Source organism: Pseudomonas sp. L-22-4S-12 (genome assembly GCF_009799935.1).
Taxonomy (GTDB): domain Bacteria; phylum Pseudomonadota; class Gammaproteobacteria; order Pseudomonadales; family Pseudomonadaceae; genus Aquipseudomonas.
The window spans coordinates 1,335,042-1,353,425 of sequence record NZ_WELL01000001.1 but is presented as its reverse complement, the minus strand read 5'-3'; the positions used below and the strand labels follow the sequence as shown (position 1 = coordinate 1,353,425).

15 protein-coding genes are annotated in these 18,384 nt (G+C 66.3%); all 15 read left to right on the top strand.

Features of this window, described 5'->3' with window-relative positions; all coding sequences use genetic code 11:
• Positions 1-22 precede the first annotated feature (22 nt).
• The 15 genes from aroQ (at position 23) to urtD (ending at position 18,259) form a co-directional block, all read left to right on the top strand.
• Entirely contained in the window at positions 23-466 is a 444-nt protein-coding gene (gene aroQ / locus F3I16_RS06135) for a type II 3-dehydroquinate dehydratase (protein WP_160492809.1), read from the top strand.
• A 27-nt stretch (positions 467-493) separates the two neighbouring features.
• Entirely contained in the window at positions 494-955 is a 462-nt protein-coding gene (gene accB, locus F3I16_RS06130) for an acetyl-CoA carboxylase biotin carboxyl carrier protein (protein WP_160492808.1), read from the top strand.
• A gap of 17 nt (positions 956-972) precedes the next feature.
• Positions 973-2,328, top strand: a complete 1,356-nt coding sequence (accC, locus tag F3I16_RS06125; RefSeq protein ID WP_160492807.1) for an acetyl-CoA carboxylase biotin carboxylase subunit — start codon at positions 973-975, stop codon at positions 2,326-2,328.
• 145 nt (positions 2,329-2,473) lie between these two features.
• Entirely contained in the window at positions 2,474-3,352 is an 879-nt protein-coding gene (prmA, locus tag F3I16_RS06120; protein ID WP_160492806.1) for a 50S ribosomal protein L11 methyltransferase, read from the top strand.
• 54 nt (positions 3,353-3,406) lie between these two features.
• Positions 3,407-4,687: a DUF3426 domain-containing protein gene (locus F3I16_RS06115; protein ID WP_160492805.1), complete on the top strand. Its 1,281-nt coding sequence runs from the start codon at positions 3,407-3,409 to the stop codon at positions 4,685-4,687.
• A gap of 214 nt (positions 4,688-4,901) precedes the next feature.
• Positions 4,902-5,900 carry a tRNA dihydrouridine synthase DusB gene (dusB, locus tag F3I16_RS06110; protein ID WP_160492804.1) on the top strand — a complete coding sequence of 333 codons (999 nt, stop codon included), beginning with the start codon at positions 4,902-4,904 and terminating at the stop codon, positions 5,898-5,900.
• Positions 5,897-6,232 (top strand): DNA-binding transcriptional regulator Fis, encoded by a 336-nt coding sequence (fis, locus tag F3I16_RS06105; protein WP_160081974.1) that lies wholly within the window; start codon positions 5,897-5,899, stop codon positions 6,230-6,232. The genes dusB and fis overlap by 4 nt, the downstream gene beginning before the upstream one ends.
• Before the next feature lie 78 nt (positions 6,233-6,310).
• Positions 6,311-7,918 carry a bifunctional phosphoribosylaminoimidazolecarboxamide formyltransferase/IMP cyclohydrolase gene (purH, locus tag F3I16_RS06100; RefSeq protein WP_160492803.1) on the top strand — a complete coding sequence of 536 codons (1,608 nt, stop codon included), beginning with the start codon at positions 6,311-6,313 and terminating at the stop codon, positions 7,916-7,918.
• Positions 7,919-8,095: 177 nt separating this feature from the next.
• Positions 8,096-9,388 carry a phosphoribosylamine--glycine ligase gene (gene purD / locus F3I16_RS06095; RefSeq protein WP_160492802.1) on the top strand — a complete coding sequence of 431 codons (1,293 nt, stop codon included), beginning with the start codon at positions 8,096-8,098 and terminating at the stop codon, positions 9,386-9,388.
• 105 nt (positions 9,389-9,493) lie between these two features.
• On the top strand, positions 9,494-12,292 hold the full coding sequence (locus F3I16_RS06090; protein ID WP_160492801.1) for a hybrid sensor histidine kinase/response regulator: 2,799 nt from the start codon (positions 9,494-9,496) through the stop codon (positions 12,290-12,292).
• Positions 12,293-12,362: 70 nt separating this feature from the next.
• Positions 12,363-12,959 carry a MarC family protein gene (locus tag F3I16_RS06085; protein ID WP_160492800.1) on the top strand — a complete coding sequence of 199 codons (597 nt, stop codon included), beginning with the start codon at positions 12,363-12,365 and terminating at the stop codon, positions 12,957-12,959.
• A gap of 346 nt (positions 12,960-13,305) precedes the next feature.
• Positions 13,306-14,574: an urea ABC transporter substrate-binding protein gene (urtA, locus tag F3I16_RS06080; protein WP_160492799.1), complete on the top strand. Its 1,269-nt coding sequence runs from the start codon at positions 13,306-13,308 to the stop codon at positions 14,572-14,574.
• A 165-nt stretch (positions 14,575-14,739) separates the two neighbouring features.
• Complete coding sequence (urtB, locus tag F3I16_RS06075; protein ID WP_160492798.1) at positions 14,740-16,311, top strand: urea ABC transporter permease subunit UrtB; 1,572 nt, start codon at positions 14,740-14,742, stop codon at positions 16,309-16,311.
• Positions 16,311-17,402, top strand: a complete 1,092-nt coding sequence (gene urtC, locus F3I16_RS06070) for an urea ABC transporter permease subunit UrtC (RefSeq protein ID WP_160492797.1) — start codon at positions 16,311-16,313, stop codon at positions 17,400-17,402. Before urtB ends, urtC begins: the two co-directional genes overlap by 1 nt.
• A complete protein-coding gene (gene urtD, locus F3I16_RS06065; protein WP_160492796.1) occupies positions 17,399-18,259 on the top strand; it encodes an urea ABC transporter ATP-binding protein UrtD in 861 nt (286 codons plus the stop codon). The genes urtC and urtD overlap by 4 nt, the downstream gene beginning before the upstream one ends.
• The last annotated feature ends 125 nt before the right edge of the window (positions 18,260-18,384 follow it).

Here is an 18,384-nt window from a genome sequence, read left to right as displayed (position 1 = left end):
CGGACAGAACAAGGACAACTGCATGGCCACCCTCCTGGTGCTGCACGGCCCCAATCTCAATCTGCTGGGCAGCCGCGAGCCCGGCGTCTATGGCGCCACCACCCTGGCGCAGATCAATCAGGATCTCGAGCAGCGCGCCCGCGCCGCCGGGCATCACCTGCTGTACCTGCAGAGCAATGCCGAGTACGAACTGATCGAGCGCATTCACGCCGCAAAAGGCGAAGGTGTCGACTTTATCCTGATCAATCCTGCCGCTTTTACTCACACCAGCGTCGCATTACGTGACGCATTGCTGGCGGTGAGCATCCCATTCATCGAAGTGCACCTGTCCAACGTGCACAAACGTGAAGCCTTCCGCCATCACTCCTACTTTTCCGACGTAGCCGTGGGAGTGATCTGCGGCCTTGGCGCCAGCGGTTATCGGCTGGCCCTGGAGGCTGCCCTGGAACAACTAGAACGCCCCTGACGACCTCACCTTGGGAGTTGCAAAGCTATGGATATCCGTAAAGTCAAAAAACTGATCGAACTGCTGGAAGAATCCGGTATCGACGAACTGGAGATCCGCGAGGGCGAAGAGTCCGTGCGTATCAGCCGCCACAGCAAGCAGCCGGCCTATGCCCCGCAGCCGATGTACGCCCAGGCTCCGGCCCCGGTTGCCGCACCGGTCGCCGCCGCTCCTGCCGCCGCCGAAGCAGCCGCCCCGGCCGCCGCCAAGCTGAACGGCACCGTGGCCCGTTCGCCGATGGTCGGCACCTTCTACCGCGCCGCCTCGCCGACTTCCGGCAACTTCGTTGAAGTCGGCCAGCACGTGAAGAAGGGCGACATCCTGTGCATCGTCGAAGCGATGAAGATGATGAACCACATCGAGGCCGAAGCCAGCGGCGTGATCGAATCCATCCTGGTGGAAAACGGCCAGCCGGTGGAATACGACCAGCCCCTGTTCACCATCGTTTGATGCGCGGGGAACCTGCGATGCAGAAGCTGGAAAAAGTCCTGATCGCCAACCGTGGCGAAATCGCTCTGCGCATCCTGCGCGCCTGCAAGGAACTGGGCATCAAGACCGTGGCCGTGCACTCCACCGCCGACCGCGAACTGATGCACCTGGGCCTGGCCGACGAGTCCGTGTGCATCGGCCCGGCGCCGGGCGCACTGTCCTACCTGAACATCCCGGCGATCATCAGCGCCGCCGAAGTCACCGGCGCCACGGCGATCCACCCGGGCTACGGCTTCCTCGCCGAGAACGCCGACTTCGCCGAACAGGTGGAAAACTCCGGCTTCGCCTTCATCGGCCCGAAAGCCGACACCATCCGCCTGATGGGCGACAAGGTCTCAGCCAAGAACGCCATGATCAAGTCCGGCGTCCCGGTAGTACCCGGCTCCGACGGCCCGCTGCCGGAAGACGAGGAAACCGCCCTGGCGATTGCCCGCGAAGTCGGCTACCCGGTGATCATCAAGGCCGCCGGCGGCGGCGGTGGTCGCGGCATGCGCGTGGTGCACAACGAGGAAGACCTGATCAAGTCGGCCAAGCTGACCCGCACCGAAGCCGGTGCCGCGTTCGGCAACCCGATGGTCTACCTGGAGAAGTTCCTCGGCAATCCGCGTCACGTGGAAGTCCAGGTGCTCTCCGACGGCCAGGGCAACGCCATCCACCTGGGCGACCGCGACTGTTCGCTGCAGCGCCGCCACCAGAAGGTCCTGGAAGAAGCGCCAGCCCCGGGCATCGACGAGAAGGCCCGCGCCGAAGTGCTCAAGCGCTGCGTCGATGCCTGCGTCGAGATCGGCTACCGCGGTGCCGGCACCTTCGAGTTCCTCTATGAAGACGGCCGTTTCTACTTCATCGAGATGAACACCCGCGTGCAGGTCGAACACCCGGTAACCGAAATGGTCACCGGCATCGACATCGTCAAGGAGATGCTCAGCATCGCCGCCGGCAACAAGCTGTCGATCAAGCAGAGCGACGTGGTCATCCGCGGTCACGCCCTGGAGTGCCGGATCAACGCCGAGGACCCGGACAACTTCATGCCCTGCCCCGGCAAGGTCAAGCACTACCACGCCCCGGGCGGCAACGGCGTGCGCGTCGACTCGCACCTGTACAGCGGCTACGCGGTACCGCCGAACTACGACTCGCTGATCGGCAAGCTGATCACCTACGGCAAGGATCGCGACGAAGCCATGGCGCGCATGCGCAATGCCCTGGACGAAATCGTGGTCGACGGGATCAAGACCAACATCCCGCTGCACCGCGACCTGACCCGCGACAAGGGCTTTGCCAAGGGCGGCGTGAACATCCACTACCTGGAAAAGAAACTGGGTATGGACAAGCACTAAGCTCCATTGCTGCACGCGACAAGGGCTGCCCACGGGCGGCCCTTGTCGTTTCCGCCCGGCGCCTGCGCTGGCAGGCGCCCCTCCCGTTCAAGTAAGCTGCGCGGCCAATCGCGCCAACCCGCCGCATCGCTCTCGAGGTTTTCCCATGCCCTGGTTACAAGTCCGTCTCGCCATCACCCCGGATCAGGCGCAAACCTATGAAGACGCCCTGCTCGGCGTCGGCGCCGTCTCCGTGACCTTCATGGACGCCGAAGACCAGCCGATCTTCGAGCCGGACCTGGGCACCACCCCGCTGTGGTCGCACACCCACCTGCTGGCCCTATTCGAGGCCGACACCGACCCGGCCAACCTAATCGCCCACCTGGAACTGCTGACCGGCGCGCCGCTGCCCGAGCACCAGATCGAGCAGATCGAGGACCAGGACTGGGAGCGCAGCTGGATGGACAACTTCCAGCCGATGCGCTTCGGCCGGCGCCTGTGGATCGTGCCGAGCTGGCACACCGCACCGGAACCGGAGGCGGTCAACCTGCTGCTCGACCCCGGCCTAGCCTTCGGCACCGGCACCCACCCGACCACCGCCCTGTGCCTGGAATGGCTGGACGGCCAGGACCTGCAGGGCTGCAACGTGCTGGATTTCGGCTGCGGCTCGGGCATCCTGGCCATCGCCGCCCTGCTCCTCGGCGCCCCCCGGGCGGTCGGCACCGACATCGACCCGCAGGCCCTGGAGGCCTCGCGCGACAATGCCTCACGCAACGGCATCGAGCCGGCACGCTTTCCCGTCTACCTGCCGGCCGACCTGCCGCAGCAGCAGGCCGACGTGGTGGTCGCCAACATCCTCGCCGGGCCGCTGGTCGCCCTGGCACCGCAGATCACCAGCCTGGTCAAGAGCGGCGGGCGCCTGGCACTGTCCGGCATCCTCGCCGAACAGGCCGAGGAAGTCCGCGCCGCCTATGCGGGCGCCTTCGCTCTCGACCCGACCGCAGTCAAGGACGGCTGGGTCCGCATCAGCGGGGTCAAGCGCTAGTAGCGCCTGCATGAGCTTGAGTAAACTAGCGCCACGTTTTGCACGGACCGCCGCATGACCGACAGTTTCGTCACCCAGTGCCCCCACTGCCGTACCAGTTTCCGCATCAGCCGCGCCCAGTTGGGGGCGGCCCATGGGGCGGTGCGCTGTGGCGCCTGCATGCATGTGTTCAATGCCGCCCAGCAGCTGCTGGTCGATCAGACACGCGCCAAACCAGCGACCGAGCCCACGCCGCCAGCAACGGCCCGCCCTGCCGCAGCGACCCCTGCCGCAGCTCCCGCCGCACAGCCCAAGACCGTTCCGGCTCCGGCTCCCAGCCCGGACAAGCCCGCCGCGCCGCCCAAGCAGTCCGTCGACACCCTGTGGATCCATGACGATCTCGACCTCGACAACCTCGACCTGGACGAGGAGCTGGCCAAGCTGGAAGAGCAGGAAATGCAGCTCTCCCAGGCCTTCGTCGCGCTCAAGCCGGCCAGTGAGGACGGCGCCGACCTGCTCAAGGCCCGCGAAGAGCCGCGCGACCCGCTGAATGAAGACTGGGCCGAATCCCTGCTGCACGATGACAAGCCCGCCGCCCTCAGCATCACGCCGCCACGCACCGGCGCCCCGGCCGCCGAAGCGCCCGAGCCGGCCGCCCCGAGCGCGCCGCTCGAACGCAAGGAACCCAGCCTGCACGCCGAGCGTGACGAAGACGAATTCGCCGAACCCGCCGCCGAGCAGCCGAGCGATAGCGACTACGCCCCCGCTGGCGGACGCAGCAAGCCCGAGCGCAACGAGCCGGCGCTGCGCGACGACAGCCTGCTGAGCCTGGAAGAAGAGCCGCTACAGCTGGACTGGCAGGAAGCCCGGAAGCCCTGGGGCCGCTGGATCGGCTGGGGCCTGCTGAACCTGCTGGCCGCCGGCGCCCTGACCAGCCAGTACGTGGCCTACCACTTCGAGGAACTGGCCCGCCAGGACCAGTACCGCCCCTGGTTCGAACAGCTGTGCCCGGAAATCGGCTGCGTACTGCCGTCCAAGGTCGATATCGAGCAGATCAAGAGCAGCAACCTGGTGGTGCGCAGCCACCCGGAGTTCCGCGACTCGCTGGTGGTCGACGCGATCATCTACAACCGCGCGCCCTTCGCCCAGCCGTTCCCGCTGCTGGAACTGCGCTTCGCCGACCTTAATGGCCAACTGCTGGCCAGCCGCCGCTTCAAGCCGGGCGAATACCTCGGCGGCGAACTGGCCGGCCAGGCGGAAATGCCGCCGCAGACACCGATCCACGTGTCCCTGGAAATCCTCGATCCGGGCACCAAAGCGGTCAACTACAGCCTCAGCTTCCACTCCCCGGAATAAGCCTGCAAGTGCCGGATTTCCGGCACTTGCACGGGTAGCCATACCCTATGGCGATAAGCCGACAGCTGCTCATAATTTGTTCAAAACAGCCTTTATCCGGTCACCGAGAGCGGGTATCATGCCCTCCCTTTTTCGCACTCCCATGAAGCCGTTTTTTGAGATCAGGCGGGCCTCGCCATTCCCGGAACAGCCTCAAAACAACAGGGATGATCCCATGTCGGTGGTACGCATCGGCCCATACACACTGCCCAATCAGCTGATCCTCGCCCCCATGGCGGGCGTCACCGATCAGCCGTTCCGGCAGCTGTGCCGGCGCCTCGGCGCCGGGCTGGTGGTGTCGGAGATGGTCACCAGCGACGTGCGCCTGTGGAACAGCCGCAAGTCCAGCCTGCGCATGATCCACAACGGCGATCCCGAGCCGCGCTCGGTACAGATCGCCGGTGGCGACCCCGAGATGCTCGCCGAAGCCGCCCGCCGCAATGTCGAGCTGGGCGCACAGATCATCGACATCAACATGGGCTGCCCGGCCAAGAAGGTGTGCAACAAGGCCGCCGGCTCGGCCCTGCTGAAAGACGAGGAGCTGGTCGCCGCCATCCTCGACGCGGTGGTCAAGGCGGTCGCCGTGCCGGTCACCCTGAAGATCCGCACCGGCTGGGATCGAGCGAACAAGAACGGCACAACCGTGGCAAAAATCGCCGAACAGGCCGGCATCAGCGCATTGGCCGTGCACGGCCGGACCCGCGCCGACCTGTACACCGGCCAGGCCGAATACGACACCATCGCCGCGATCAAGCAGGCGGTCTCCATTCCGGTGTTCGCCAATGGCGACATCGACTCGCCACACAAGGCCCGCAGCGTACTCGCCGCCACCGGCGCCGATGGCCTGCTGATCGGCCGCGCCGCCCAGGGGCGGCCGTGGATCTTTCGCGAAATCGCCCACTACCTGGCCACCGGCAAGGAGCTGGCAGCGCCGCCCCTGCACGAGATCGAACGGATCCTGCTGGAGCACCTGGCCGCCCTGCACGCCTTCTACGGCGAGGTGATGGGCGTACGCATCGCCCGCAAGCACGTCGGCTGGTACCTGGCCACCCTGCCCGGAGCCCGTGAATTTCGCACCGATTTCAATCGTCTGGACAGTACGGACGCGCAGTACACCCACGTTCGGCAGTTTTTTGCCGCACGCCATAACAAGGACAATGAGGTGGCCGCATGACGAGGATGACCGAGCCTTTTTTTGATCAATCAGTTTTTGATGGGGCAGTACCCGTGAGCGACAACGCCAACCTGAAGCAGCACCTGAGCACACCCAGCGAGCAGGGCCATACCCTGCGCGGCAGTGTGGAAAAGGCGCTGCACAACTACTTTGCTCACCTGGAAGGCGCCGACGTCACCGATGTCTACAACCTGGTTCTGACCGAGGTCGAGGCACCGCTGCTGGAAACCGTGATGAACTACGTCAAGGGCAACCAGACCAAGGCCTCCGAGTTGCTCGGCCTGAATCGCGGCACCCTGCGCAAGAAGCTCAAGCAGTACGACCTGCTCTGACCCAATCCCGCATAAAGGGCGATCTCGGCTGAGGTCGCCCTTTATGTTTTTGATCTTTACCGCCTGATGGACAGTGACATGACCGACCAGACCACCCGCCTCCCCGTTCGCCGCGCCCTGATCAGCGTTTCCGACAAGACCGGCATCCTCGAGTTCGCCCGCGAACTCGTCGCCCTGGGCGTCGAGATCCTCTCCACCGGCGGCACCTACAAGCTGCTCAAGGACAACGGCGTGGCCGCGGTGGAAGTCGCCGACTACACCGGCTTCCCGGAGATGATGGACGGTCGCGTCAAGACCCTGCACCCGAAGATCCACGGCGGCATCCTCGGCCGTCGCGCCCTCGACGGCGCGGTGATGGAGCAGCACGGCATCAAGCCGATCGACCTGGTGGCGGTCAACCTCTACCCCTTCGCCGCCACCGTGGCCAAGCCGGGCTGTGACCTGGCCGACGCCATCGAGAACATCGACATCGGCGGCCCGACCATGGTCCGCAGCGCCGCCAAGAACCACAAAGACGTGGCCATCGTGGTCAACGCCGGCGACTACGTCGGCATCGTCGAAAGCCTGAAAGCCGGCGGCCTGAGCTACGCCCAGCGCTTCGACCTGGCGCTCAAGGCCTTCGAGCACACTGCCGCCTACGACGGCATGATCGCCAACTACCTGGGCACCATCGACCAGAGCCGCGACACCCTGTCCACCGAAGACCGCGGCGCCTTCCCGCGCACCTTCAACAGCCAGTTCATCAAGGCCCAGGAAATGCGCTACGGCGAGAACCCGCACCAGAGCGCGGCGTTCTATGTCGAAGCCCAGCGCGGCGAAGCCAGCGTCTCCACCGCCGTGCAGCTGCAGGGCAAGGAACTGTCGTTCAACAACGTGGCCGACACCGACGCCGCGCTGGAATGCGTGAAGAGCTTCGTCAAGCCGGCCTGCGTCATCGTCAAGCACGCCAACCCGTGCGGCGTGGCCGTAGCCACCGACGAGGAAGGCGGCATCCGCAAGGCCTACGACCTGGCCTACGCCACCGACACCGAATCGGCCTTCGGCGGCATCATCGCCTTCAACCGCGAGCTGGACGGCGCTACCGCCCAGGCCATCGTCGAGCGTCAGTTCGTCGAAGTGATCATCGCCCCGAAAGTCTCCCAGGCCGCCCGCGACGTAGTGGCTGCCAAGGCCAACGTGCGCCTGCTGGAATGCGGCGAGTGGCCGGCCGAACGTGCCGCCGGCTGGGACTTCAAGCGGGTCAACGGCGGCCTGCTGGTGCAGAGCCGCGATATCGGCATGATCAAGGCCGAAGACCTCAAGGTAGTGACCAAGCGCGCGCCGACCGAGCAGGAAATCCACGACCTGGTGTTCGCCTGGAAAGTGGCCAAGTTCGTCAAGTCCAACGCCATCGTCTACGCCAAGGGCCGCCAGACCATCGGTGTCGGCGCCGGCCAGATGAGCCGCGTCAACTCCGCGCGCATCGCCGCGATCAAGGCCGAGCACGCCGGCCTGCAGGTCGCCGGCTCGGTGATGGCCTCCGACGCCTTCTTCCCGTTCCGCGACGGCCTGGACAATGCGGCAGCCAACGGCATCACCGCGGTGATCCAGCCGGGCGGCTCGATGCGCGATGCGGAAGTCATCGCCGCCGCCGACGAAGCGGGCATCGCCATGGTGTTTACCGGCATGCGCCACTTCCGCCACTGACCGTGGCACGGCCGCGCTGAAGCGCCCGCCTGCTAGGCGCTCCATCACGGCCCGATAGAACGCCAAAGCAGACTTGTAGGTTGGGTTGAGCGCAGCGAAGCCCAACAGATTCGCAGGGTGGCCAGCCGAAGCTGGTCACCGAACGGGCCACCGGCCCGCCTCCATGAGGAGAGAGACATGAATGTACTGATCATCGGCAGCGGCGGCCGCGAGCACGCCCTGGCCTGGAAAGTGGCGCAGGACAAGCGCGTGGAGAAGGTCTTCGTCGCCCCGGGCAACGCCGGCACCGCCACCGAAGCCAAGTGCGAGAACGTGGCCATCGACGTGCTGGCCATCGAGCAGCTGGCCGACTTCGCCGAGAAGAACGTGCAGCTGACCATAGTCGGGCCGGAAGCCCCGCTGGTGAAGGGCGTAGTCGACCTGTTCCGCACCCGCAAGCTGGACATCTTCGGCCCCACCGCCGCCGCCGCCCAGCTGGAAGGTTCCAAGGCCTTCACCAAAGACTTCCTCGCCCGCCACGCGATCCCCACCGCCGACTACCAGAACTTCACCGAAGTCGAGCCGGCCCTGGCCTACCTGCGCGAGAAAGGCGCACCGATCGTGGTCAAGGCCGACGGCCTGGCCGCCGGCAAGGGCGTGATCGTCGCCATGACTCTGGAAGAGGCCGAAGACGCCGTACGCGACATGCTGTCGGGCAACGCCTTCGGCGACGCCGGCGCGCGCGTGGTGATCGAGGAGTTCCTCGACGGCGAAGAAGCCAGCTTCATCGTCATGGTCGACGGCGAGAACGTGCTGCCGATGGCCACCAGCCAGGACCACAAGCGCGTCGGCGACGGCGACACCGGCCCGAACACCGGCGGCATGGGTGCCTACTCGCCGGCCCCGGTGGTCACCCCGGACGTGCACCAGCGCGTGATGGACGAAGTGATCTACCCGACCGTGCGCGGCATGGCCGCCGAAGGCAACGTCTACACCGGCTTCCTCTACGCCGGGCTGATGATAGACCCGGCCGGCAAGCCCAAGGTCATCGAGTTCAACTGCCGCTTCGGCGACCCGGAAACCCAGCCGATCATGGCCCGCCTGGAATCGTCCCTGGTGCTGCTGGTCGAGGCCGCATTGGCCAAGGCGCTGGACAAGGTCGAGGCGACCTGGGACCCGCGTCCGACCGTGGGCGTGGTGCTGGCGGCCGGCGGCTACCCGGCCGACTACGCCAAGGGTGATGTGATTGAAGGCCTGGGCGACGCCGCGCAACTGGACGGCAAGGTGTTCCATGCCGGTACCGCGCTGAACGCGGCCGGTGAGGTCGTCACCGCCGGCGGTCGCGTGCTGTGCGCCACCGCCATCGGCCGCACGGTGTCCGAAGCCCAGCAGCAGGCCTACCGCCTGGCCGAGAAAATCCGCTGGAATGGCTGCTTCTACCGCCACGACATCGGCTACCGCGCCATCGCTCGCGAGCAAGGCAAGGCCTGAGGGTAAAGTTGCGGTAAAAGCCCATAAAAGGCAGCCCTGGTGGCTGCCTTTTGCCTATAAGCCACGGCTATAATCCGGTGATTCACCATTGAAGGGACCTCGCCCGTGCGACGGCTCAGGATCGCCACCGGACTCATCGTCAGCCTGTTGCTGACCCTGTTCTGCCTGCCCCCGGCACTGGCGGAAGGTGAAGCCGCCACGCGCCCGGCCACGCAGGAAAGCTGGTCCATCCTGCTCGATAAGACGGCCGAACTCAGCTTCGAGCAGATCAAGGACCAGTCCGCCCGTTTCCAGCCGCTGGATCGGCGCGCCATCACCTTCCCGGCCTCGCGCCACGCCATCTGGCTGCATATCAAGACCCCGGCCTACCAGGCGCCGCACTGGCTGTGGCTGTTCGCCCCGCGCGTGCAGCACCTGGACTACTACCTGCTGCGCGATGGCCAGCTGGAGCAGCAGCTGCAGACCGGCGAAGCCCTGTCGCAGAACAGCCGCCCGCTGCCGTCGCGCGCCTACCTGTTCAGCCAGCCCAACGATGGCCAGACGCGCGAAGCCTATATCCGCATGACCTCCAACCACGCCCTGATGATGTGGTTCAAGGCGATCAACGAGGCCGAACTGGTCACCCAGGAAAAACCCGCCTACCTGTTCGGTGCCCTGCTCGGCGGCCTGCTCCTGCTGGCCCTGTTCAACCTGCTGCGCATGGCCTATTCGCCGACGACCAGCAACCTGTGGCTGGCCGGCATGCACCTGGCCCTGGCCCTGTGCGCCACCTGCAACATCGGCCTGCTGGCGGTGTGGCTGCCGGAGCAGAGCTACAACCAGTCGCTGATCGCCGACCTCTCGGCCCTGGCCGCCGGGCTCTGCGTCCTGGGCTTCACCCTGCGCTTCTTCCACGCCACCCCGGCCGAACACAGCCGGCTGCGCCATGTGTTGCACGCCGAGTTCCTGGTGATCGGCCTGGCCGCGGCGATGATCGCCTTCACCGGCCTGTTCTGGCACAGCTGGCTGGTCTATGGCCTGGTGATCATGACCGCCCTGACCGTGCCGGTGATCGCCTTCATCCACTGGCGCGCGGGCTACCAGCCGGCGCGCCTGATCGTCGCCGGCCTGCTGGTCTTCAACCTCGGCTTCGCCGTGCTGATCCCGGTGCTGTTCGGCTTCGACCAGCTCAACCCGGGCTGGCTGGTGCTCAGCCTGTTCAGCGTGGCCATGCTCTGCGGGCTGACGCTCAGCATCGCCCTGGCCGAGCGACAGCGGCAGATCCAGAACGACACCCTGTTCCAACGTACCAGCGAAGCGGCCAGCAGCGCCGAGCTGAAAGCCAAAGCCGAATTCCTCGCCAAGATCAGCCATGAGATCCGTACGCCGATGAATGGCGTGCTGGGCATGACCGAACTGCTGCTCGGCACCCCGCTGTCGGCCAAGCAGCGCGACTACGTGCAGACCATCCACAGCTCCGGCAACGAGCTGCTGACCCTGATCAACGAGATCCTCGACATCTCCAAGCTGGAGTCCGGGCAGATCGAGCTGGACGACGTGCAGTTCGACCTCAACGCGCTGATCGACGACTGCCTGGACATCTTCCGCGCCAAGGCCGAGCAGCAGAAGGTCGAGCTGATCAGCTTCGTCCAGCCGCAGGCGCCGCGGGTCATCAGCGGCGACCCGACCCGCCTGCGCCAGGCCCTGCTCAGCCTGCTGGACAACGCCTTCCGCCAGACCAGCGAAGGCGAGATCCTCCTGGTGGTGGCCCTGGACAGCGAAAGCCCGGCGCCGCGCCTGCGCATCGCCGTGCAGGACAGCGGCCGCGCCCTGGAGGCCGGCGAGCGCGACGCCCTGCTCAACACCGAACTGCACAGCGCCGACTTCCTCAGCACCAGCAAGCTCGGCGGCCGCCTCGGCCTGATCATCGCCCGCCAGCTGGTGCGCCTGATGGGCGGCGAGTTCGGCATCCAGAGCGGCGACAACCAGGGCAGCACCCTGTGGCTGACCCTGCCGCTGGACGCCGAGCGCCTGGAACAACCCACCGCCGACCTCGACGGCCCGCTGCAGGGCGCACGCCTGCTGGTGGTCGACGATAACGAGACCTGTCGCAAGGTGCTGGTGCAGCAATGCGCCGCCTGGGGCCTGCAGGTCAGCAGCGTGGCCTCCGGTAAGGAGGCCCTGGCCCTGCTGCGGACCAAGGCGCATATGCGCGAGTTCTTCGACGCGGTGCTGCTCGACCAGGAAATGCCCGGCATGACCGGCATGCAGCTGGCGGCCAAGATCAAGGAAGACCCCAACCTCAACCACGACATCCTGCTGATCATGCTCACCGGCATCAGCCATGCGCCGAGCAAGATCATCGCGCGCAACGCCGGGATCAAGCGCATCCTGGCCAAGCCGGTGGCCGGCTACACCCTCAAGACCACCCTGGCCGACGAACTGGCCCAGCGCCAGAGCGGCTTCAGCGTGCCCCTGCCGCATGCCGGCGAAGGCCCAGCGCTGAAGGTTCCGGAAGACTTCCGCATCCTCGTCGCCGAAGACAACAGCATCTCCACCAAGGTCATCCGCGGCATGTTGAGCAAGCTCAACCTGAAGCCGGACACCGCCAGCAACGGCGAAGAAGCCCTGCGCGCCATGCAGGCGCAGCAGTACGACCTGGTGCTGATGGACTGCGAAATGCCGGTGCTCGACGGCTTCTCCGCCACCGAGCAGCTGCGCGCCTGGGAACAGCGCGAACAGCGCAGCCGCACGCCGGTGGTGGCGCTGACCGCGCACATCCTCACCGAGCACAAGGAGCGCGCGCGCCTGGTCGGCATGGACGGGCACATGGCCAAGCCGGTGGAGATGTCGCAACTGCGCGAACTAATCGCCCACTGGGTGGCCGAGCGCGAACGCCGCCAGCATGCCGCCCTGCCCGGCTGACCCCGCCCCCATGCTGCGCCGCGGCGCGGCCGCTATGCTTGCCCCAACCGCCTTCTGACGAGTCCGCCCCATGCTGCCCGAGCTGTTCAGCCTGTACCTGAAGATGCTGGTCCTCTACAGCCCGTTCTTCGTGCTGTCCTGTTTCATCGGCCTGACCCCCGGCTACACCAACCGCGAACGCAAGAAGCTGGCCTGGAAGGTGGCGCTCGGCACCCTGATCGCCAGCGTGCTGCTGTACCTGTTCGGCCAGAGCATCTTCGACGTGTTCGGCATCACCGCCGACGCCTTCCGCATCGGCGCCGGCTCCGTGCTGTTCATCTCCGCCCTGGGCATGGCCCAGGGCAAGTCGGCGGTGCAGACCGACAACATCCACCAGGACGTCACCATCGTGCCGCTGACCATCCCGCTCACGGTCGGCCCCGGCACCATCGGCGCCCTGCTGGTGATGGGCGTCAGCCAGCCGCACTGGGACGACAAGCTGCTGGCCGTGGCCGGCATCGCCCTGGCCAGCCTCACCGTCGGCTTCGTGCTGTTCCTCTCCCACGGCTTCGAGCGGGTCCTGGGCGAGAAGGGCCTGCAGATCCTCAGCCGCCTGATGGGCCTGTTCGTCTGCGCCCTGGCGGCGCAGATCATCTTCACCGGCGTGCGCGGCTACCTGCTGCCCTGAGTCCCGGCGCCGGCTCGCTGCCGAGGTAAAGCACCAAGCCCCCTCTCACCGCCAGCGCGCCTCGGCGCCGGGCAGACAAGCGCCGCCCCGCCGGCCCCCGGACGAGTCTGCCGGCGCATTCGCCGCCCCTCCCGGCAGCCACCTGCCTCAAAGCAGTGCATGCCGCGATGCGCCCGACCGAACCTGCGCATTCGCGCACCAAGATCGCTCAGCCGCCCCCTCCCACGGCACAGCCCGCTGTGCAGAACGCCAGCTGGCACAAGGCTTTGCGCGGCTTGGCACGGATGCTGCCAAAGAACTGGCGACCCTGAGGTCCAACTACCGTTGCGCATGGAGCCCTAACAAGATGAAACGCCGTCCTCTGTTGAAATCCACCCTCGCCGCCAGTGCCCTGCTGCTCAGCGGCCTGTTCCCCTACAGCCTGCAGGCTGCCGAGACCATCAAGGTCGGCATCCTCCACTCGCTGTCCGGCACCATGGCGATTTCCGAAACCTCGCTGAAAGACATGGCGCTGATGACCATTGACGAAATCAACGCCAAGGGCGGCGTCAATGGCAAGCAACTGGAAGCCGTGGTGGTCGACCCGGCCTCCAACTGGCCGCTGTTCGCCGAGAAGGGCCGCCAGCTGCTGACCCAGGACAAGGTCGACGTGGTCTTCGGCTGCTGGACCTCGGTGTCGCGCAAATCCGTGCTGCCGGTGTTCGAGGAGCTCAACGGCCTGCTGTTCTACCCGGTGCAGTACGAAGGCGAAGAGCTGTCGCCGAACGTCTTCTACACCGGCGCCGCGCCAAACCAGCAGGCCATCCCGGCCGTGGAATACCTGATGAGCGAAGACGGCGGCGCAGCCAAGCGCTACTTCCTGCTCGGCACCGACTACGTCTACCCGCGCACCACCAACAAGATCCTGCGCAGCTTCCTGCACTCCAAGGGCGTGCAGGACAAGGATATCGAAGAGGTCTACACCCCCTTCGGTCATAGCGACTATCAAACCATCGTCGCCAACATCAAGAAATTCTCCGCCGGCGGCAAAACCGCAGTGATCTCCACCGTCAACGGCGACTCCAACGTGCCGTTCTACAAGGAACTGGCCAACCAGGGCATCGAAGCCACCGACATCCCGGTGGTGGCCTTCTCGGTCGGCGAGGAAGAACTGCGCGGCATCGACACCAAGCCGCTGGTCGGCCAACTGGCGGCTTGGAACTACTTCCAGTCGGTGGAAAACCCGGTCAACACCGAGTTCGTCAACAAGTGGAAGGCCTACGCCAAGGCCAAGAACCTGCCGGGCGCCGACAAGGCGGTGACCAACGACCCGATGGAAGCCACCTACGTCGGCATCAACATGTGGGCCCAGGCCGTCGAGAAAGCCGGCACCACCGATGTCGACAAGGTGCGTGAAGCCCTGGCCGGCCAGACCTTCGCCGCGCCGAGCGGCTACACCCTGACCATGGACAAGACCAACCACCACCTGCACAAGCCGGTGATGATCGGCGAAGTCCAGGAAGACGGGCAGTTCTCCATCGTCTGGCAAACCGAAGGCCCGCTGCGCGCCCAGCCGTGGAGCCCGTACATCCCCGGCAACGACAAGAAGCCGGACTATGCGGTGAAGTCCAACTAAGCAGCACGCCCCTGCCCTGGCCGGCGCCCGCAACGCTCAGAACAACAGCGGGCGGCGGCTCAGGCGCAGGGCCGCCGCTGCCTGCCACATAGCCCGGAGGCAATCCGGGCCGGACCGCGCCCGGATTATCGCCGGGCCACGGCTCCCGACCAGAAGGACCTTGCCATGCCCACTGCCCTCTACCGAATTGTCCTGTCACTGGCCCTGCTCCTGCCACTGACCGCCCATGCCGGCGATGCCGCCGATTTCGTCGCGGCCAATCCCGCCCAGCAGGCCAGGCTGCTGGAAAGCTGGGCCGCCCAGCCCGACCCCGCCCGCCTGTCGCTGCTCGATGCCCTGCAGAACGGCCGCCTGGCCAACGACAGCGGCAAAGTGCCCTTCATCGAGGAAGCTGGCCGCTTCGTCGCCGCCGAAGGCCAGGCCGAGCCGGCCAGCACACCGAAGAAGCTGCGCCTGAACAACCGCCTGCGCGGCCTGCTGGCTACCGCCCAGGCCAGCCACCAGTTGCTCGCCAGCGAGCCGGCCGTGCGCCTGGCCGCCGCCCAGGAGCTGCAGAAGAAAGCCAAGCCGGCCCAGCTGGGCCTGCTCAACGACCGGGTCGCCAGCGAACAGGACGCCGCCGTGCGCGACGCCCTGGCCCTGGCGCTGGCCAACCTGCAACTGGTCGACCCGGACCCGGCGATCCGCCTGAGCGCCGTGCGCCTGCTCGGCGAGACCGGCGAGCCGCTGGCCCGCACCCGCCTGGAAGGCCTGCTGGCCGATGGCGTGGAGAGCGACGCCGGCGTGCGCACCGCCGCGGAAACCAGCCTGGCCCAGGTCAAGCGCCGCCTGCTCGGTGGCGAGCTACTCGGCCAAGCCTTCAGCGGCCTGAGCCTGGGCAGCATCCTGCTGCTGGCTGCCCTCGGCCTGGCCATCACCTTCGGCCTGCTCGGGGTGATCAACATGGCCCACGGCGAGATGCTGATGCTCGGCGCCTACACCACCTACATGGTGCAGATCGCCTTCCAGAAACTCGCCCCCGGCTACCTGGCCATCTACCCGCTGGCCGCCCTGCCGATCGCCTTCTTCGTCACCGCCGCCATCGGCATGGCCCTGGAACGCACGGTGATCCGCCATCTCTACGGGCGCCCGCTGGAAACCCTGCTGGCCACCTGGGGCATCAGCCTGATCCTGATCCAGCTGGTGCGGGTGATCTTCGGCGCGCAGAACGTCGAGGTGGCCAACCCCGAATGGCTGTCCGGCGGCATCCAGGTGCTGCCCAACCTGGTGCTGCCCTACAGCCGCATCGTCATCATCGGCTTCGCCCTGTTCGTCGTGTTGCTGACCTGGCTGCTGCTGAACAAGACCCGCCTAGGCCTCAACGTGCGCGCCGTCACGCAGAACCGCAACATGGCCGCCTGCTGTGGCGTGCCCACCGGCCGCGTGGACATGCTCGCCTTCGGCCTCGGCTCGGGCATCGCCGGCCTCGGCGGCGTGGCCCTCAGCCAGATCGGCAACGTCGGCCCGGACCTGGGTCAGAGCTACATCATCGACTCGTTCCTGGTGGTGGTGCTCGGCGGCGTCGGCCAGTTGGCCGGTAGTGTGCTGGCCGCCTTCGGCCTGGGCGTGGCGAACAAGATCCTCGAACCGCAGATCGGCGCCGTGCTGGGCAAGATCCTGATCCTCGCGCTGATCATCCTGTTTATTCAGAAACGCCCGCAGGGACTCTTCGCATTGAAAGGACGGGTGATCGACTGATGACTATGCCCCTGAATCAAACCCTATTGGCTCGTGCCAGCCATGCCCTCGGGCCGAAGACCTCGCTGGCCGTCGGCGGCCTGATCCTGCTTCTGCTGCTGGCCATGCCGCTGCTGCATCTGCTGCCGGCCGACCATGCCCTGCACGTCTCGGCCTACAGCCTGACCCTGGTCGGCAAGATTCTCTGCTACTGCGTGGTCGCCCTGGCCCTGGACCTGGTCTGGGGCTATGCCGGCCTGCTCTCGCTCGGCCACGGCCTGTTCTTCGCCCTCGGCGGCTACGCCATGGGCATGTACCTGATGCGCGAAAGCGCCGGTGACGGCCTGCCCGCATTCATGGTGTTCCTCTCCTGGACCGAGCTGCCGTGGTACTGGTACGGCACCTCCAGCTTCCTCTGGGCGCTGTGCCTGGTGGTGCTGGCGCCGGGTCTGCTGGCCCTGGTGTTCGGCTTCTTCGCCTTCCGCTCGCGGATCAAGGGCGTGTACTTCTCGATCATGACCCAGGCGCTGACCTTCGCCGGCATGCTGCTGTTCTTCCGCAACGAAACCGGTTTCGGCGGCAACAACGGCTTCACCAACTTCCGCAGCATGCTCGGCTTCGACATCACCGCGCCGAGCACCCGCGCCGTGCTGTTCCTCTGCACCGTGGCGCTGCTGGTCGGCAGCCTGCTGCTGGGCTTTCGCCTGGCGCGCAGCAAGTTCGGCCGGGTCCTCACCGCCCTGCGTGATGCGGAGAACCGCCTGATGTTCTGCGGCTACGACCCGCGCGGCTACAAGCTGTTCATCTGGGTGCTCTCCGCCGTACTGTGCGGCCTGGCCGGCGCGCTGTACGTGCCACAGGTGGGCATCATCAACCCCAGCGAAATGTCGCCGACCAACTCCATCGAGGCCGCCGTGTGGGTCGCCCTCGGCGGGCGCGGCACGCTGATCGGCCCGCTGCTCGGCGCCGGCCTGGTCAACGGCATGAAGAGCTGGTTCACCGTGGCCTTCCCCGAATACTGGCTGTTCGCCCTGGGCTTCCTGTTCATTATCGTCACGCTGTTTCTGCCCAAGGGAGTCATAGGACTGCTGCGCAAGGAGAAGGAGCAATGAGAGCCACTCCGGTACCCGAGTTCATGCTCGAACCTGCGTTCAACCCCAACAGCGATGCCGGCACCAGCCGCGAAGCGGTCGGTCTCGGCAGCGCCGCGGCCAAGGGCCTGGATGTGCGCCACGGCACCATCCTTACCCTGGAAGGCATCAACGTCAGTTTCGACGGTTTCAAGGCGCTGACCGACCTCAACCTGTACATCGGCGTCGGAGAACTGCGCTGCATCATCGGCCCCAACGGCGCCGGCAAGACCACCATGATGGACGTGATCACCGGCAAGACCCGCCCCGACAATGGCCACGCCTACTTCGGCGAAACCCTCGACCTGACGCAGATGAGCGAAGTCGAGATCGCCCAGTCCGGCATCGGCCGCAAGTTCCAGAAGCCCACGGTATTCGAGGCCCTCAGCGTATTCGAGAACCTCGAACTGGCACTGAAGACCAACAAGTCGGTATGGGCCAGCCTGCGCGCCAAGCTCTCCGGCGCGCAGAAAGAGCGGATCGATGAAGTCCTCGCCACCATCAAGCTGGAAAGCTCGCGCCAGCGCCCGGCCGGGCTGCTGTCCCACGGCCAGAAGCAGTTCCTCGAGATCGGCATGCTGCTGGTCCAAGACCCGCAATTGCTGCTGCTCGACGAGCCGGTGGCCGGCATGACCGACGCCGAGACCGAATTCACCGCCGAGCTGTTCAAGTCCCTGGCGCGCAAGCACTCGCTGATGGTGGTCGAGCACGACATGGGCTTCGTCGGCTCCATCGCCGACCACGTCACCGTGCTGCATCAGGGCAGCGTGCTGGCCGAAGGCTCGCTGGCCCAGGTGCAGGCGGATGAGCGGGTGATCGAGGTTTATCTGGGACGCTGACCCTCTCCCCCGGCCCCTCTCCCGCAAGCGGGCGAGGGGAGACAAGCAGCGCGGCGCTTAGCCTATGCCTCGCACCAGTCACCTCTCCCACTCTTGTTTATGAAGAGAAGGGAGAGGGTTAGGGA

Bases quoted from the DNA above. Each gene is read 5' to 3' on its own strand.
- dusB (WP_160492804.1), top strand. From the start codon at position 4,902: ATGTCGGTGGTACGCATCGGCCCATACACACTGCCCAATCAGCTGATC.
- prmA (WP_160492806.1), top strand. From the start codon at position 2,474: ATGCCCTGGTTACAAGTCCGTCTCGCCATCACCCCGGATCAGGCGCAA.
- fis (WP_160081974.1), top strand. From the start codon at position 5,897: ATGACGAGGATGACCGAGCCTTTTTTTGATCAATCAGTTTTTGATGGG.
- purH (WP_160492803.1), top strand. From the start codon at position 6,311: ATGACCGACCAGACCACCCGCCTCCCCGTTCGCCGCGCCCTGATCAGC.
- urtA (WP_160492799.1), top strand. From the start codon at position 13,306: ATGAAACGCCGTCCTCTGTTGAAATCCACCCTCGCCGCCAGTGCCCTG.
- aroQ (WP_160492809.1), top strand. From the start codon at position 23: ATGGCCACCCTCCTGGTGCTGCACGGCCCCAATCTCAATCTGCTGGGC.
- purD (WP_160492802.1), top strand. From the start codon at position 8,096: ATGAATGTACTGATCATCGGCAGCGGCGGCCGCGAGCACGCCCTGGCC.
- F3I16_RS06115 (WP_160492805.1), top strand. From the start codon at position 3,407: ATGACCGACAGTTTCGTCACCCAGTGCCCCCACTGCCGTACCAGTTTC.
- accC (WP_160492807.1), top strand. From the start codon at position 973: ATGCAGAAGCTGGAAAAAGTCCTGATCGCCAACCGTGGCGAAATCGCT.
- urtB (WP_160492798.1), top strand. From the start codon at position 14,740: ATGCCCACTGCCCTCTACCGAATTGTCCTGTCACTGGCCCTGCTCCTG.
- urtD (WP_160492796.1), top strand. From the start codon at position 17,399: ATGAGAGCCACTCCGGTACCCGAGTTCATGCTCGAACCTGCGTTCAAC.
- F3I16_RS06085 (WP_160492800.1), top strand. From the start codon at position 12,363: ATGCTGCCCGAGCTGTTCAGCCTGTACCTGAAGATGCTGGTCCTCTAC.
- accB (WP_160492808.1), top strand. From the start codon at position 494: ATGGATATCCGTAAAGTCAAAAAACTGATCGAACTGCTGGAAGAATCC.
- urtC (WP_160492797.1), top strand. From the start codon at position 16,311: ATGACTATGCCCCTGAATCAAACCCTATTGGCTCGTGCCAGCCATGCC.